Source organism: Marinobacterium rhizophilum DSM 18822 (assembly GCF_000378045.1).
In the GTDB taxonomy this organism is placed as follows: Bacteria; Pseudomonadota; Gammaproteobacteria; order Pseudomonadales; family Balneatricaceae; genus Marinobacterium_A; species Marinobacterium_A rhizophilum.
Window position 1 is genome coordinate 128,148 of record NZ_KB899099.1, and the last position, 15,485, is coordinate 143,632.

The 15,485-nt window shown below is 58.6% G+C and carries 13 protein-coding genes; 1 reads left to right on the forward strand and 12 read right to left on the reverse strand.

Annotated features, from left to right (window positions below):
- Nucleotides 1–78: 78 nt before the first annotated feature.
- Nucleotides 79–402: a ferredoxin FdxA gene (gene fdxA, locus F451_RS0113390; RefSeq protein WP_020681887.1), complete on the forward strand. Its 324-nt coding sequence runs from the start codon at nt 79–81 to the stop codon at nt 400–402.
- A 91-nt stretch (nt 403–493) separates the two neighbouring features.
- On the opposite strand, the gene rpoS is transcribed toward fdxA, so the two are convergent.
- From rpoS to dnaE, 12 genes are all read right to left on the reverse strand, one after another.
- Complete coding sequence (gene rpoS / locus F451_RS0113395) at nt 494–1,534, reverse strand: RNA polymerase sigma factor RpoS (RefSeq protein WP_020681888.1); 1,041 nt, start codon at nt 1,532–1,534, stop codon at nt 494–496.
- Nucleotides 1,535–1,581: 47 nt separating this feature from the next.
- On the reverse strand, nt 1,582–2,379 hold the full coding sequence (locus F451_RS0113400) for a peptidoglycan DD-metalloendopeptidase family protein (protein WP_240476478.1): 798 nt from the start codon (nt 2,377–2,379) through the stop codon (nt 1,582–1,584).
- Nucleotides 2,380–2,396: 17 nt separating this feature from the next.
- On the reverse strand, nt 2,397–3,338 hold the full coding sequence (locus tag F451_RS0113405; RefSeq protein WP_020681890.1) for a polyprenyl-phosphate transporter: 942 nt from the start codon (nt 3,336–3,338) through the stop codon (nt 2,397–2,399).
- 10 nt (nt 3,339–3,348) lie between these two features.
- On the reverse strand, nt 3,349–3,987 hold the full coding sequence (locus F451_RS0113410) for a protein-L-isoaspartate(D-aspartate) O-methyltransferase (protein WP_156826480.1): 639 nt from the start codon (nt 3,985–3,987) through the stop codon (nt 3,349–3,351).
- A 26-nt stretch (nt 3,988–4,013) separates the two neighbouring features.
- Complete coding sequence (gene surE, locus F451_RS0113415) at nt 4,014–4,766, reverse strand: 5'/3'-nucleotidase SurE (protein WP_020681892.1); 753 nt, start codon at nt 4,764–4,766, stop codon at nt 4,014–4,016.
- Nucleotides 4,759–5,829, reverse strand: a complete 1,071-nt coding sequence (truD, locus tag F451_RS0113420; protein ID WP_020681893.1) for a tRNA pseudouridine(13) synthase TruD — start codon at nt 5,827–5,829, stop codon at nt 4,759–4,761. Before truD ends, surE begins: the two co-directional genes overlap by 8 nt.
- Nucleotides 5,826–6,119 carry a cell division protein FtsB gene (gene ftsB, locus F451_RS0113425; protein ID WP_020681894.1) on the reverse strand — a complete coding sequence of 98 codons (294 nt, stop codon included), beginning with the start codon at nt 6,117–6,119 and terminating at the stop codon, nt 5,826–5,828. The genes truD and ftsB overlap by 4 nt, the downstream gene beginning before the upstream one ends.
- Before the next feature lie 305 nt (nt 6,120–6,424).
- Entirely contained in the window at nt 6,425–7,720 is a 1,296-nt protein-coding gene (eno, locus tag F451_RS0113430) for a phosphopyruvate hydratase (RefSeq protein WP_020681895.1), read from the reverse strand.
- Between the two features lie 40 nt (nt 7,721–7,760).
- Complete coding sequence (locus F451_RS0113435) at nt 7,761–9,401, reverse strand: CTP synthase (RefSeq protein WP_020681896.1); 1,641 nt, start codon at nt 9,399–9,401, stop codon at nt 7,761–7,763.
- Between the two features lie 133 nt (nt 9,402–9,534).
- Entirely contained in the window at nt 9,535–10,884 is a 1,350-nt protein-coding gene (gene tilS / locus F451_RS25570; RefSeq protein ID WP_020681897.1) for a tRNA lysidine(34) synthetase TilS, read from the reverse strand.
- 22 nt (nt 10,885–10,906) lie between these two features.
- The gene (accA, locus tag F451_RS0113445; RefSeq protein WP_020681898.1) at nt 10,907–11,863 is read right to left on the reverse strand and encodes an acetyl-CoA carboxylase carboxyl transferase subunit alpha; all 957 of its coding nucleotides are present in this window, start codon (nt 11,861–11,863) and stop codon (nt 10,907–10,909) included.
- A gap of 124 nt (nt 11,864–11,987) precedes the next feature.
- The gene (gene dnaE, locus F451_RS0113450; RefSeq protein WP_020681899.1) at nt 11,988–15,482 is read right to left on the reverse strand and encodes a DNA polymerase III subunit alpha; all 3,495 of its coding nucleotides are present in this window, start codon (nt 15,480–15,482) and stop codon (nt 11,988–11,990) included.
- Between the last annotated feature and the right edge of the window lie 3 nt (nt 15,483–15,485).

Consider the following 15,485-nt stretch of genomic DNA (forward strand, 5'->3'; position numbering starts at 1 on the left):
CACCCTGCGATGCCATGCGCGCAGGGTGATCTATACTGTCAGCCACCACTAGACCAACAAGCTACGGGAGGTCTAAGCATGACTTTTGTCGTGACTGAGAACTGTATTCGCTGCAAATATACGGATTGTGTCGAGGTGTGCCCCGTCGACTGCTTTTACGAAGGGCCCAATTTTCTGGTTATCCATCCCGATGAGTGCATCGACTGCGGGCTCTGCGAGCCGGAATGTCCGGCCGATGCAATCCTGCAGGATGACGACCTTAGCGACGAACAGCAGATCTATGTCGAACTGAATGCGGATCTCGCGGAAATATGGCCCAATATTTCACTGAAAAAGCCGGCTCCGGCCGATGCGGATGACTGGAACGGCAAGCCCGACAAGCTGAAACTGCTGGAACGCTGACAAACGTAACCGCCTGGCCCCAGACAAACAAAAACGGGAAATGGCATCAATCCATTTCCCGTTTTTTTGCTTTGGCGCAGAGCCCTAACGCTTATTTAAGCAGGTCTTCGCCGGTCAGGCCGTTCTTCTCCACAATCTCGCGCAGTTTTCGCAGTGCCTCGACCTGTATCTGTCGCACCCGCTCACGGGTCAGGCCAATTTCACTGCCCACCTCTTCAAGCGTGCTCATTTCATAGCCGCGCAAACCAAACCGGCGCGACAGCACTTCAGCATGCTTATCGGGCAGCGCATTGAGCCATTTCTCCAGGTTGCCGCTGATATTGGTACTCTGCAGCAAGCTGGCCGGGTCGGAGTTTTCCTGATCAGGGATGGTATCAAGCAGCGACTTGTCATAGTCCTTGCCCACCGGGATATCCACGGAACTGATGCGCTCGTTCAGGCCCAGCATCCGCTCCACGGTTTCAACCGGCTTATCTACCTTGGCGGCGATTTCTTCGGCGGAAGGCTCATGATCAAGTTTTTGGGCCAGTTCGCGTGCCACCCTCAGGTACACGTTGAGTTCCTTGACCACATGGATGGGCAGACGAATGGTGCGCGTCTGGTTCATGATGGCCCGCTCGATGGTCTGGCGGATCCACCAGGTGGCATAGGTCGAAAACCTGAAGCCCCGCTCGGGGTCAAACTTTTCCACCGCCCGAATCAGCCCAAGGTTACCTTCTTCGATTAGATCCAGCAGAGAGAGGCCACGGTTCAGATAGCGCCGGGCAATTTTCACCACCAGTCGCAAGTTGCTCTCTATCATGCGCTTGCGTGAGGCTTCGCAGCCCTTGAGCGCCAGACGGGAGAAATACACCTCTTCCTCGGCCGTCAATAATGGCGAAAAGCCGATTTCGTTGAGATAAAGCTGCGTCGCATCCAGCGACTTGGCATTCATCAGGTCCTTGTGTGCGAGACTACCGCGTCCACGCCCACTGTTAAGAAACTCAGGTTCCTTGCCGTCGTCGCTATCATCTGCCGCTGACACGTCAGTGTCATTGGTATCTGCGTCGTCGTCATTGGAATCGTTGTTGTCAAAACCCCGCTCAAAAACGTCTTCAGGCACGTCATAATCCTTGTTATTAACGTTTTCCATACACCCAACCCCACTGCCAGACAGGCACCGATATTTCTTATTATGTGCTAACGCCGAGGCAGGTATCGCAACGGATCGACTGGCTGTCCGTCTCGTCTTATCTCAAAGTGGAGCATATCCCTGGCAGCTCCGCTGCTACCTACTTCGGCTATTTTGTCACCGCCATTAACCATATCATTTTCTTTGACAAAAACGCGACTGTTATGCGCATAGGCACTGAGGAACTCTTGATTGTGATTAATGATCACCAGAATCCCATACCCACGCAAGCCGTCACCGGCATAAACAACCCTGCCAGAGCCCGCAGCAATAACCGGATCACCTGACTTGCCAGCGATATTGATACCTTTTGTCGACGTATTTGAAAAGCCATTAAGCAGCGGCCCCTGGGCAGGCCAGCGCCACGTCAGAGCCGTGGAGGGCTCTGCCTGTGGCTTAACCGGCGCCCTCACGGCCGCGACGGGCGCCTGGACTTTCTTCTGCACCGGCGTGCTGTCGGCCTTGCGACTCAGCGGCTTCACCGGTGCAGGAAGACTAACCTGGGCCGATGATGTTTTGGTGACAGCAGCCGAGACTGCCTGCAGACGCAGTTTCTGCCCCGCATAGATGAGATAACGCGAATCGATATTATTAAGGCGAGCCAGTTCCCGGTAATCCAGGTTGTATCGCCAGGCGATCGAATAGAGGGTATCGCCCTTGCTTACTGTGTAGGAGCCAGACTTGGGCAACGGACGACTGTTGCTGTTGATAGAGCGCTCGGCCACCGGCGCATAGCCGCCGCTGCATGCCGCAAGCCCAAACAGGGTAACCAGAACAAGAACGAGCCTTCCCATTCCCTGAGTCACTATCAGCCCCTACCGGTTCATAGCCGGCTCGCCCGACCAATCCGGTCCATCACCACCACGAGCACGACGCCCAGCAACATGAGACCCAATGCGGCTGTCAGCGAAGGATCCTGACCGGTCAGCATTTCAAAGCTGCCAGGCATGACATTTTCCTGCACCAGGGGCACTTCGCCGCCGTGGCGATTAATGGCATAGGCAGTGGTGTATTTCCAGGGCCAAACCTTGCCAAGAGAGCCCAGCATGAAGCCTCCCAAAAGCGCCAGCGTGGTCGCCCGGTGATGGGAAAAGGCCCAGTCCAGCACACGCGAAAACACCAGCAACCCCAGGACACAGCCCGCACCAAACAGCCCCAGGATAGCAAACTGCAGTCCTTGAATAGCCTGCATAATAGGCGTGTACATCCCCAGCAACAGCAAAATGAAACTGCCTGATATGCCCGGCAGAATCATGGCACAGATGGCAAGCATGCCACTGAAAAACACGAAGAACGGTGTGGCCTCAAGCGCAGAAGGCGTCACCTGAGTCACGGCATAGGCCACTACGGCGCCGGTGGCAAAGGACACCAGCACACCGCTGTTCCATTCAGGCACGGTGCGGCACAGACTCCACACTGATGCGATAATCAGACCAAAGAAAAAGGACCATAACAACGGCGCCTGGGTTTCGAGCAGAAACAGCACTATGTGTGACAGACTGAGCAAACTCAGCAGAATGCCGCTAAGCAGCACCAGCATAAAAGTGCCGTTCACATGCCGCCAGCCGGCGGCCGGACCCTGACTAAACAGCAACCGTACTGCCGCAATATCGAAACTGCGCAATGAATGGATAAGTTCTTCGTAAATACCGGTAATGAATGCGATGGTGCCGCCGGATACGCCCGGAACAGCATCGGCCGCCCCCATCAACATTCCCTTTACGGCCAGCAACAGGTATTGGAACCCATTACGCGACTGTCTCATGCTTGCTTCCTTAACGAATAGTGCCACTTACCAGGGGGACGAACTTGACCGCCAATACCTCCTGAGTTTCAAACTGGTTCTCGCCGGTACGCCGAATACGCTTGAGCTTCTGCCCACCGCTGCCCCCCACCGGGATAACCAGACGCCCGCCTATAGCGAGCTGTTTCAACAGTTCATCAGGCACCGTTTCAGGGGCGGCCGTGACCAGAATACCGTCAAAGGGCGCCTGCGCAGGCCACCCCATGCCACCGTCACTATGACGCAGCTGAGCATTGTGCAGTTTTAACAGACTCATGCGCTTGCGGGCTTTTTCCTGCAACGGCCGAATACGCTCCAGACTGTATACGTGTCCCACCAACGGGGCCAGCACTGCGGTCTGGTAGCCAGAGCCAGTGCCCACTTCCAGTACTTTTTCACAGGGTCCATCCTGGAGCAGCAGCTCAGTCATGCGTGCCACTATGTAGGGCTGCGAAATAGTCTGGTTAAAACCGATAGGGAGCGCCGTATCTTCATACGCACGATGCGCCAGGGCTTCATCGATAAAAATATGACGCGGTGTATCCCGGATCACATCCAGCACAGCCTCATTGGCGATGCCCTGCTCCCGCAGGCGCTGAATCAGCCGTTCACGGGTGCGCCGGGAGGTCATGCCAATACCCTGCAGGTTTACATCACTCACTGCAGCTCCTCTAACCAGGTTGCCAGACTGTCCATGCCCGGGTACTGGGTCATATCTATCTGAATCGGTGTAATGGAAACATACCCCTGCTCCACCGCATAAAAGTCGGTGCCCGGATCACGATCCGCCACCGCGCCGGCTCCGGCCACCCAGTAGCGCGTGCAGCCGCGCGGATCCACCGATGCAACCGGGCCACTGGCCATTTCGCGGTGCCCCAGGCGCGTCACATGCACGCCCTTGATCTCGCTCATCGGTACATCCGGAACATTGACGTTCAGCACCGTGCGCGGAGCCAGCATCAGCGAGTGAATATCGCGCACCAGATTCGCAACCACCTCCGCCGCCGTAGCGTAATGCTCAGGCTGATGGCCGGCAAGGGATACGGCAATAGGCGGCAACGACATCGAACGCCCTTCAGTCGCCGCCGCCACTGTACCCGAATAGAGCACGTCGTCACCCAGGTTCGAGCCCGCATTGATCCCCGACACGACCAGGTCCGGTATCATGCCAAAAACACCCGACACCCCCATGTGTACGCAATCTGTCGGCGTTCCGTTGAGGCTGATAAAGCCATTATGGTGGTGGTGGGCTTCCAGCGGACGGTCCAGGGTCAGAGAGTTACTGGCGCCACTGCGGTTACGATCCGGTGCAATGACCTGAATCTCGGCGACCTTGGCAAGAGCCTCGGCCAGTGCCGCCAGGCCAGGCGCATAAACGCCGTCATCATTGGAAATCAGTACTTTAATCATCAGTGCTCAAGCCTGTCGCGGGGCGGGATACACGAAAATGGCACAGCTCCCGCAGCACACTGGTGGCAAAAGCACCGCTGGGAAGCTCGAATTCAAGCCAGCATTGTCGGTCAGATTCGCGCTCCATCGCAAGTCCCTGTGGTCGAAGCCGCAAGCTGCGACGCTCTGAGCGCAACCCAAGCTGGGTCAAATCATCGATCAGCGACTGCCAGTCCGCCAGGGTTTCGCTTTCCCAGGCCGCCGCCTCGTCCCCCAGCAGGCGACCGGCAAGGCCGGGCATCGGGCCCGTCAGATCCAGATCACCACTGGCCAGCCGCGTGACCAGGTCATCCTGCCCGGCCTGCGCTGCAAAACAGCTGTGCGTGCCGTCCAGCATCAGGACGTCGCCGGGCATAATTGTCGCCCAGCGGTGTTCGGCAATGCGCTGGCTCAGAAGATGATTAAACAGCCAGGAACGAACGGCCGAAAGGTACAGGCCCTTTTTGTGACGCTGACGCTCTTTCAGCTCGCCGCGAATCAGGGCCACACCCTTGTGAACATTGCCAAAGCCAAAACCGAAACGCTGTTCGCCAAAATAGTTGGGTACACCCTCGCCTAGCAGGGCAAAACGCCGCTCCAGCGCATCCATGTCGCTGACCTCACGCAGACGCAGGCGAAAGCGATTGCCCCGGTGCACGCCCAGGCGCAACTTGCGCGGGTGGCGCACGGCTTTGAGTACCTCAATGCTGTCACCGCCAAACAGGCTCCAGGTCATGTTGCGATGCACGCCAAGCCGTATACAGAACCACTGCTCGGTGATGGCATGACGGTCTTTCTTGCCGGAGTAGCTGACTTCACGTGGCGACACCTGGCAAAAACCCGCCAGTTGACGGGCAACCCAGTCGGTATTTTCACCATTTTTTCGAATATAGAGGAAAACATGTTCGCCTTCGCCTTCGGGCTCGAATCCCAGCTGCTCGAAAACCTGAAAGTCGGCGTTTTCGTGCCGTATCTCGGCACTGACGCCAGGCTCGCCATGGAGCCAGCAAAAATCGGTGGGGAACTGCAAATTATCGGATGTCATTGCGCGGATCCGCTACGGGGTTCAATGAGCTGAATAAAGGTTTCATCCTCGCGAATCATGCCCATTTCGCTGCGAGCACGCTCTTCCAGCGCAGCCAGGCCCTTCTTCAGGTCCTGTACTTCCGCCTCAAGCTGGCGGTTTCGCTCCAGCAGTTTTTCGTTGTCCTGCTGCTGTGTGCTAATGGCCTCGCGCAGGGCCAGTACCTCCCGCAGGTTCGCCTCGCCAAACCAGAGACGGTACTGCAGTGCAAGCACCAGTACCACCAGAAGGATAATGAGCCAACGAAACAAGATTTACTCCAGAGCGATCGATCCCGGCCCACGGCCGGACAGAAAAGACGACGTCTGCCAGGACAAAAGACAGCCGCGATCCTGCTGCCTGACATTGATTAGGAGAATGTAACACACTCGATGCTGCAGTCCTGCCCTTCTGTTACACAGATTGGCTTAAGCCCTGGCCCCAGGACTTCCAGGTACTGGAAACAGCAAACATGCCGGAATTCGGTAGATGGGCAGAGCGCCCCGTTCACCCAAGGCGAACGGAGCGCTGGAGCTGCAAGCGGATCCGCGAGTGAGCCGCTTGCGAAAGGTCAGGCTTAGGCCTGACCCTTGATTTCCTTCAGACCCTTGTACGGTGCCTGGCCTGCGAGTTCTTCCTCGATGCGCAGCAGACGGTTGTACTTGGATACACGGTCAGAACGGCACAGCGAACCGGTCTTGATCTGGCCGGCGGCGGTACCGACGGCGAGATCGGCGATGGTGGTGTCTTCGGTTTCACCGGAACGGTGCGAAATCACCGCGGTGTAACCGGCATCCTTGGCCATCTTGATCGCGTCCAGGGTCTCGGACAGCGAGCCGATCTGGTTGAACTTGATCAGGATGGAGTTGCCGATGCTCTTGTCGATGCCTTCCTTGAGGATCTTGGTGTTGGTGACGAACAGGTCGTCGCCCACCAGCTGTACCTTGCTGCCGATCTTGCGGGTCAGGTAGGCCCAGCCGTCCCAGTCGGACTCGTCCAGGCCGTCTTCGATGGAGACGATCGGGTAGGTCTCGGCCAGCTGCGCCAGGTAGTCGCTGAAGCCTTCGGAATTGAACACCTTGCCTTCGCCGGCCAGGTTGTATTCGCCGTTCTTGTAGAACTCGGAGGCGGCGCAGTCCAGCGCCAGGGTGACATCCTTGCCCAGGGTGTAACCGGCCTTGGAGACCGCTTCCTGGATAACCACCAGCGCTTCTTCGTTGGAGCCCAGGTTCGGCGCGAAACCGCCTTCATCACCCACCGCGGTGTTGAGGCCTTTCGCCTGCAGCACGGCCTTGAGGGCGTGGAAGATCTCGGCGCCGCAGCGCAGGGCTTCAGCAAAGCTCGGGCTGCCGACCGGCTGCACCATGAACTCCTGAATGTCGACGTTATTGTCGGCGTGCTCGCCACCGTTGAGGATGTTCATCATCGGTAGTGGCATGGAGTACTGGCCGGCGGTGCCGTTCAGCTCTGCGATGTGGGCATACAGTGGCATGCCCTTGGCAGCAGCGGCGGCCTTGGCAGCAGCCAGGGACACGGCCAGGATGGCATTGGCGCCGAAGTTGGATTTGTTCTCGGTACCGTCCAGCGCCAGCATGATGTTATCCAGAGCGCGCTGATCGGTTGCATCCTTGCCCAGCAGCGCGTCACGGATCGGGCCGTTGATGGCGGCAACCGCCTTCAGCACACCCTTGCCCAGGTAGCGGGACTTGTCGCCATCACGCAGTTCCAGCGCTTCGCGGGAACCTGTGGAGGCGCCGGATGGGGCGCAGGCGCTGCCGATCACGCCGTTCGCCAGAATCACGTCGGCTTCAACCGTGGGGTTGCCACGCGAATCCAGAACTTCGCGCGCCTTGATATCCGCAATCTGTGCCATTTGGATCAAACTCCTCGTTTATTATGTGTCCTGAAAACCGTTACTTGGCCTGCTGCGCCAGCTCCTGCTGCGCCAGCGCGGCTTCAATAAATCCGCTGAAAAGACCATGCCCATCGCGGGGCGACGAAGTGAATTCCGGATGGAACTGGCAGGCAACAAACCAGGGGTGATCCGGCACCTCGACCACTTCCACCAGCTCGCCATCCGCAGAACGTCCGGAGATACGCAATCCGGCCTCTTCCAGCTGGGCAACATAATTGTTGTTCACTTCATAACGATGACGGTGACGCTCCACAATACGGGTCGAACCGTAGGCACGGGCCACATTGGAGCCTTCCAGCAGCTGACATTCCTGGGCACCCAGTCGCATGGTGCCGCCCAGATCCACGCTTTCGTCACGCACCTCGACATCGCCGTCGGATGTGGTCCACTCGGTGATAAGACCAATCACCGGATGCGCACTCTTGGGGTCAAATTCGGTTGAATTGGCATCGGCCAGACCGGCAACGTTACGGGCATATTCAATGACAGCCACCTGCATGCCCAGACAGATACCCAGATAGGGCACCTTGTTCTCGCGGGCATACTGCACCGCCTTGATCTTGCCTTCCACGCCACGTTCGCCGAAACCGCCCGGTACCAGGATTGCGCTGACACCCTTGAGCACGCCGACACCTTCCTCCTCAACGGTTTCAGAGTCGATGTAGCGAATATTGACCTTCTTGCGTGCTTTGATGCCCGCATGAGAGATGGACTCAATCAGTGACTTGTAGGCATCCAGCAATTCCATGTACTTGCCGACCATGGCGATGGTCACTTCGCCTTCGGGGTTCAGGTGCGCATCGGCGACCTGATCCCACTCGCTCAGATCTGCCGGCGGGCAATCAAGGTGGAAGCGCTCAACAACGATATCGTCGAGGTTCTGATCCTTGAGCATGCGCGGAATGGTATAGATGGTTTTGGCATCGGGCAGGGAAATAACGGCGCGCTCTTCCACGTTGGTAAACATGGACAGCTTGCGACGGGACGAAATCGGCAGCGGCTGTTCAGAACGGCACACCAGAATGTCCGGCTGAATACCGATGGAACGCAGTTCCTTGACCGAGTGCTGTGTCGGCTTGGTCTTGGTCTCACCGGCGGTCGCAATATAGGGCACCAGCGTCAGGTGCATGAACAATGCGCGGGAAAAGCCCAGCTCCGCCTTGAGCTGACGCACCGCTTCAAGGAACGGCAGGGATTCGATATCACCCACAGTGCCGCCGATCTCGACCAGCGCCACATCGGCATCACCGGCACCCTCGATTACGCGACGCTTGATCTCGTCGGTAATGTGCGGGATGACCTGAACGGTGCCGCCCAGGTAGTCTCCACGGCGCTCCTTGAGCAGTACATGCTGATAAACACGGCCCGTGGTGAAGTTATTACGACGGCCCATGGTGGTACGAATAAAGCGCTCGTAGTGACCCAGATCCAGGTCAGTTTCGGCGCCATCTTCCGTCACGAACACCTCACCATGCTGAAACGGGCTCATGGTCCCCGGATCCACGTTGATATACGGATCCAGCTTGAGCATGGTGACTTTCAGACCTCGGGCCTCAAGGATGGCAGCCAAGGAAGCGGATGCAATGCCTTTGCCCAGCGAGGACACAACACCACCGGTGACGAAAATGTAACGCGTCATGCAAAACCTGTATGGTCGAAGGTTGAAAAAATGCGGGAATTTTACGAACTCGAGATGGGGCTACAGGATAGCAAAAGCCCCCCTTGCAGACAATCGGAACCTTGCCCGTTGCTACAGCACCGACACAGAGCGCTCAGGCCGGATGCCAGTCAACAAAGTATCCGTCATCACCGGACACAGCCTGCCAGCCCTCGCACACCCAAAGACCGGGCACAGCAACGATCTCATCGCCACACACCAGCAATGGCCAAGCATCACGCAGCCAGGGCGGCACCCCATACTCCTGGAAAAGCTTTTTCAGCGGATGGGAGCCACGGCGACCTGCCGGCCGGCAGCGCTCCCCCTCGCGCCGGTAGCGCAGGCCAATTCCCTCAAGTGCGCGCAGCGCCAGTGACGCCATACCCGCCGATACGATAGCGCCCGGCGCAACGGGGCGCCCGGCATTGGCGGCCTGCACAACAGACAAACACCCATGCAGCAACGTGATCTCGCCAGGCACGAGCTCAATGGACACCAAGGCCTCAGCCGCAGTGACCTGATGCTCCGACAGCAGATACAGGTCGCCGCGATAACGGCGCAGCCAATGCGCACCGACCCGCAGCTGCGGCTGGCGATCCCGCCCCGCCTGCAACACGTCCTGTTCAATACGCGTCAACAGTGGCCCGTTGATCGTTGCTCCGGTGCGCTCGGCCAGCCAGTGGCGCAGCAGATTGCGCTGACGAGCCTGTGACAAGCCCCCCAGGGCCGCCCCCATCAGACCGCCCTGCGGCCCTCGGCAGGCACGAAAGTCATCCCGCGCCACGTCTGCCAGCAACCCGGCGGTTTCATCCAGCAGAGCGCCACTGAGCGCCATGCGCGCCTGCACGCCGGGCCAGCGCTCGATCAGCGGCGCCATGACACGATGACGGACATAGTTGCGGTCGTAATCAACGGCACTGTTGGAAGGATCATCGACCCAGCCAAGCCCCTGATCGCGGGCCCAGGCCTGCAGCTCGTCGCGCGTGATTTCCAGGAGCGGGCGCAGCAACCGGCCAGCACCGAGTGTACGCTGGCGCGGCATGCCCGCCAGCCCTTTGGGGCCCGCCCCCCGAATCAGGCGCAACAACATGGTTTCTGCCTGATCATCGGCATGATGCCCCAGCAACAGCATGTCGTCAGAGCGCAGCTCCTGTGCGAAGGCCTCGTAGCGTGCCTCCCGCGCATCCGCCTCGGAGGCCGAGACCGGCGCGACATCCACCACCTTGATCGCCAGCCCAAGCAAGGATGCCTGGGCAACACAGTGCGCTGCCCAGGCATCGGATTCGGCTTGCAGGTGATGATTGACATGCAGCAACAGGAGGCAGGAAGGGTCCAGTACCCGGGTGGCCAACTCAGCCAGCACCCGGGAATCCAGCCCGCCACTAAAAGCGATCAGCCAGCGCTGAACATCACCATGGCCCGCCAGCTGCCGCTCAAACGCATGCAGCAACGCATCGGCCGGCATCTCAGCGCCTCATCAAAGGCAATCAGTCGCTGCTGAGGCCATAGGACATCAGGCGCTCGTAACGGCGTGCCAGCAACTCTTCAATCGGCAGGGCTTCGAATTTTTCCAGCGCCGTGAGCAGCTCCAGCTTGAGGTTGGCAGCGGTCAGTACCGGATCCCGGTGCGCCCCGCCCAACGGCTCGCTGACCACCTGATCCACCAGTCCCAACTCATGCAGACGCCCGGAGGTAATCCCCATCGCCTTGGCGGCATCCGCGGCACGATCGGCACTTTTCCACAGGATGGAGGCGCAACCTTCGGGCGAAATAACCGAGTAGGTGGAGTACTGCAGCATCAGCAACTTGTCGCAGACGCCAATCGCCAGGGCTCCGCCGGAACCACCCTCACCCACCACGGTAGAGATGATTGGCGTTTTGAGGCAGGACATTTTGGCCAGGTTAAACGCAATAGCCTCGGACTGGCCACGCTCTTCAGCGTCAATACCAGGATAAGCTCCCGGCGTGTCGATAAAGGTCAGCACCGGCATCTTGAAGCGCTCACCCATTTCCATGATACGCAGCGCCTTGCGGTAGCCCTCAGGACGGGGCATGCCAAAGTTACGGCGAATCTTTTCCTTGGTTTCGCGGCCCTTCTGATGACCGATCACCACCACGGGCTTGCCCTCCAGTCGGGCGATACCGCCAACGATGGCCGCATCGTCGGCAAAATGCCGATCGCCGTGAATTTCGTCAAAATCTTCGAACAGGTGGCTGACGTAATCGAGCGTATAAGGTCGCTTGGGATGGCGCGCCAGTTGCGACACCTGCCAGGCGGACAGGTTGGAGAAGATGGACGCAGTCAGGTTGCGGCTTTTTTCCTTCAGCTTGCCGAGCTCTTCCGACAGATTGATGTCGCTGTCATCGCCGACATGACGCAGCTCTTCGATCTTCGCTTCCAGTTCAGCAATGGGCTGTTCGAATTCGAGGTAATTCGGGTTCATTCGCGTCTGCTTCCGCTCTGCAATTCGGTTTCTTGAAGATCATTCTTGAAGAACAATAAACGGGCAATTCTACCCGTTGCATGTTGTGATAACCACCCCACACATGGCGGGGTTATCCCCTGCCTCAGTAACGCAATGCCACGGCCTTGGCACCAAATCGGTCCATGAGCTTGAGCACAAGGTCGTCACTGGCCTGCACTTTCCAGCTCTCGCCAAGGGGCAAACTGGCTTCTGCATCGACGCGTTTGTAACGCAAGGTCACGGGCATGCTGCCGTTACCCCGATGACTGCTAAGCACATCCGCCAGCTCGCGCAGCTTGCGCCCACCGAGGCTCTGGCTGTCTGCACAGATTTCCAGGCACTGCGCGTACTGCGCCCGGGCTTCGCTGATATCCAGCACTCGGCTTCCCTTGACCTTGAGGCCACCGTTGTAGTCATCCTGCAGTACCTCACCTTCCATGATCAGCACCGCATCCTTGTTCAGCTTGCTGCGGGCCTGCTCATACGCCTCGCCATAAAGGGTCACATCGATGCGGGCAGTACGGTCATCCAGCGTCACAAAGCAGAGCGAGTCACCCTTTTTGGTTTTCTTCAGACGCAAATCCACCACGAGACCCGCCATTCTCTGCTGACGGCCACGGGCAGGCTGCACTTCGGAGATTTTCTTACTGACAAAGTGACCCAGTTCCTTCTGATACTCATCGATGGGATGGCCGGTCAGGTAGAGCCCCAGGGTGTCCTTTTCGCCGGTCAAACGCTCCTTGTCGGTCCATTCACGCACCCGGGAGTAGTCGGCATACGGCTCATGGGCCTCTTCCACCGGCATTTCACCGAACAGGTCGAACATGCCGGCGTCCTGATTGCGGGCACTCTGATCCGCAGCCTTCAGCGCATCGGGTATGGCCTCGAACAGTACCGCACGGCTGGCCCCCAATCGATCCAGTGCACCGGAGCGGACCAACGCTTCCATAACCCGCTTGTTGACCTTCTTGGCACCCACGCGCTGACAGAAGTCGAAAATGTCGCTGAAATTACCCTTGCCGTCCTGACGAGCCTGCACAATGGCTTCAATGGGGCCTTCGCCGACCCCCTTGACGGCACCCAGGCCATAGACGATTTCCCCTGCCGCATTCACCGTAAACATGTACTCGCTGCTGTTTACATCGGGCACGGCCGGGGCGAGACCCATGTTGCGGCATTCCTCAATGAAGATAACCACCTTGTCGGTGTTCTGCATATCCGAGGAGATAACCGCCGCCATGAAGGGCGCCGGATAATGCGCCTTGAGCCAGGCGGTCTGATAGGACACCAGCGCATAGGCGGCGGAGTGCGACTTGTTGAAACCGTAGCCGGCAAATTTTTCCACCAGGTCGAAGATATTGCCCGAGAGGTCCCGATCAATGCCCTGGCTCTCACAACCTTCAAGGAAGATCGCGCGCTGCTTGGCCATTTCCTCGGGCTTCTTCTTGCCCATGGCACGACGCAGCATGTCGGCGCCGCCGAGCGTATAACCCGCCATGACCTGGGCGATCTGCATAACCTGTTCCTGGTACAGGATGATGCCGTAGGTCGGTTCCAGCACGGGCTGCAGGCTGTCGAGCTGATAATCCGGATGCGGCCAGGCCATTTCGGCGCGGCCGTGCTTGCGGTTGATAAAGTCGTCCACCATGCCCGACTGCAGCGGACCAGGCCGGAACAGCGCCACCAGGGCCACGATATCCTCGAATCGGCTGGGCTTGAGGCGGCGTACCAGATCCTTCATGCCGCTGGACTCAAGCTGGAACACCGCGGTGGTTTCGGCGCTTTGCAGCAGGTCGAAGGTGGTCTTGTCTTCCAGGTCGATCAGCGAGATGTCCAGCGGCTCTTCGCCGGCGGGCACACGGATGTTGTTGATGGTTTTAAGTGCCCAATCGATGATGGTCAGGGTACGCAACCCCAGGAAGTCGAACTTGACCAGCCCGGCTTCCTCGACATCGTTCTTGTCAAACTGGGTTACCAGACCCTCGCCCACCTCATCGCAGTAGGTGGCGGCGAAATCGGTCAGCTTGGTCGGTGCGATCACCACGCCACCGGCGTGCTTGCCCACACCGCGGGTCACCCCTTCCAGCTTGTAGGCCATTTCCATGATTTCCTGCGCTTCTTCGCTGGAATCAACGAATTCACGCAGCTGGGATTCCTGCTCCCAGGCCTTGCCAAGCGTCATGCCGACTTCAAACGGAATCAGCTTGGACAGCCGGTCCGCCAGGCCAAACGGCTTGCCCTGTACACGCGCCACGTCACGCACCACCGCCTTGGCGGCCATGGTGCCGAAGGTAATGATCTGCGATACCGCATCACGCCCGTAGGTACGGGCCACATAGTCGATAACCTTGTCACGGTTATCCATGCAGAAATCGATATCGAAGTCAGGCATGGAAACACGTTCAGGGTTCAGGAAGCGCTCGAACAGCAGATCATATTCGAGCGGATCCAGATCGGTGATCTTCTGCGCGTACGCCACCAGGGAGCCGGCACCCGAACCACGCCCTGGCCCCACCGGTACGCCGTTTTCCTTGCCCCACTTGATGAAGTCCATCACGATCAGGAAGTAGCCGGGAAAACCCATCTGGATGATGATTTCGAGCTCGAACTCGAGCCGGTCAATGTACACCTGACGCTTGGCTGCATAATCCGGATCATTGCGATCGAGCAGGATTTCCAGCCGCTCCTCCAGACCATCGAAACTCACCTGACGGAAGTAGTCGTCCATCAGCATGCCTTCCGGTACCGGGAAGCGCGGCAGATAGTAGGTGCCCATCTCGATTTCGACGTTGCAGCGCTGGGCTATTTCGACACTGTTTTCCAGCGCCTGGGGAATATCGGCGAACAATTCGTGCATTTCGGCCGCCGAGCGGAAATACTGCTGATCGCTGTAATCCCGCGGCCGCCGGGCGTCATCCAGGGTGCGGCTGAGGTTGATGCAGACACGGGCCTCATGGGCCTCAAAGTCCTCTGCCGTCAGGAACATCACCTCGTTGGTGGCCACCAGCGGGCAACCGGTTTCGTGGGCCATGGCGACACTCGCATGCACCAGCTCCTCTTCGCCCTGACGCCCGGTGCGCTGTACTTCCAGGTAATAGTTATCCGGAAATATCGCCATCCATTCGCGCAGCACGTCTATCGGGGACGCCTTGTCGGATTGCAACGCCCGGCCAACCTCCCCGAGTCGCCCGCCCGACAGCGCGATCAGGCCTTCGGACCGCTCCCGGATCCAGGCCTTTTTCAGTATCGCCTTTTCACTGACGATATTCTGGCCTTCGGCATAAGCCTGCGACACAAGCTCCATCAGGTTGCGATAGCCCTTGCCGTTGCGCACCAGTAGCGTCATGCGATAGGGCTCGCCACTGGGATCCGATTCGTTCATGACGTGCACATCAACGCCGCAAATGGGCTTGATGCCGGCGTTCAGGGCCGCCTTGTAAAACTTGATCGTGGCAAACAGATTGCTCTGATCGGTCACCGCCACCGCGGGCATGCCGGCCGCCTTGGCCGCTGCGACCGCTTCCTTGACCCGCACCAGTCCATCGACCAGGGAATACTCGGTATGCAGACGCAGGTGAACGAATTGAGGTGTTGCCATGGG

Excerpts from the sequence above, each read along its gene's own strand:
- fdxA (WP_020681887.1), top strand. The coding sequence starts at position 79 with ATGACTTTTGTCGTGACTGAGAACTGTATTCGCTGCAAATATACGGAT.
- rpoS (WP_020681888.1), bottom strand. The coding sequence starts at position 1,534 with ATGGAAAACGTTAATAACAAGGATTATGACGTGCCTGAAGACGTTTTT.
- F451_RS0113405 (WP_020681890.1), bottom strand. The coding sequence starts at position 3,338 with ATGAGACAGTCGCGTAATGGGTTCCAATACCTGTTGCTGGCCGTAAAG.
- F451_RS0113410 (WP_156826480.1), bottom strand. The coding sequence starts at position 3,987 with ATGACCTCCCGGCGCACCCGTGAACGGCTGATTCAGCGCCTGCGGGAG.
- surE (WP_020681892.1), bottom strand. The coding sequence starts at position 4,766 with ATGATTAAAGTACTGATTTCCAATGATGACGGCGTTTATGCGCCTGGC.
- truD (WP_020681893.1), bottom strand. The coding sequence starts at position 5,829 with ATGACATCCGATAATTTGCAGTTCCCCACCGATTTTTGCTGGCTCCAT.
- eno (WP_020681895.1), bottom strand. The coding sequence starts at position 7,720 with ATGGCACAGATTGCGGATATCAAGGCGCGCGAAGTTCTGGATTCGCGT.
- F451_RS0113435 (WP_020681896.1), bottom strand. The coding sequence starts at position 9,401 with ATGACGCGTTACATTTTCGTCACCGGTGGTGTTGTGTCCTCGCTGGGC.
- tilS (WP_020681897.1), bottom strand. The coding sequence starts at position 10,884 with ATGCCGGCCGATGCGTTGCTGCATGCGTTTGAGCGGCAGCTGGCGGGC.
- accA (WP_020681898.1), bottom strand. The coding sequence starts at position 11,863 with ATGAACCCGAATTACCTCGAATTCGAACAGCCCATTGCTGAACTGGAA.
- dnaE (WP_020681899.1), bottom strand. The coding sequence starts at position 15,482 with ATGGCAACACCTCAATTCGTTCACCTGCGTCTGCATACCGAGTATTCC.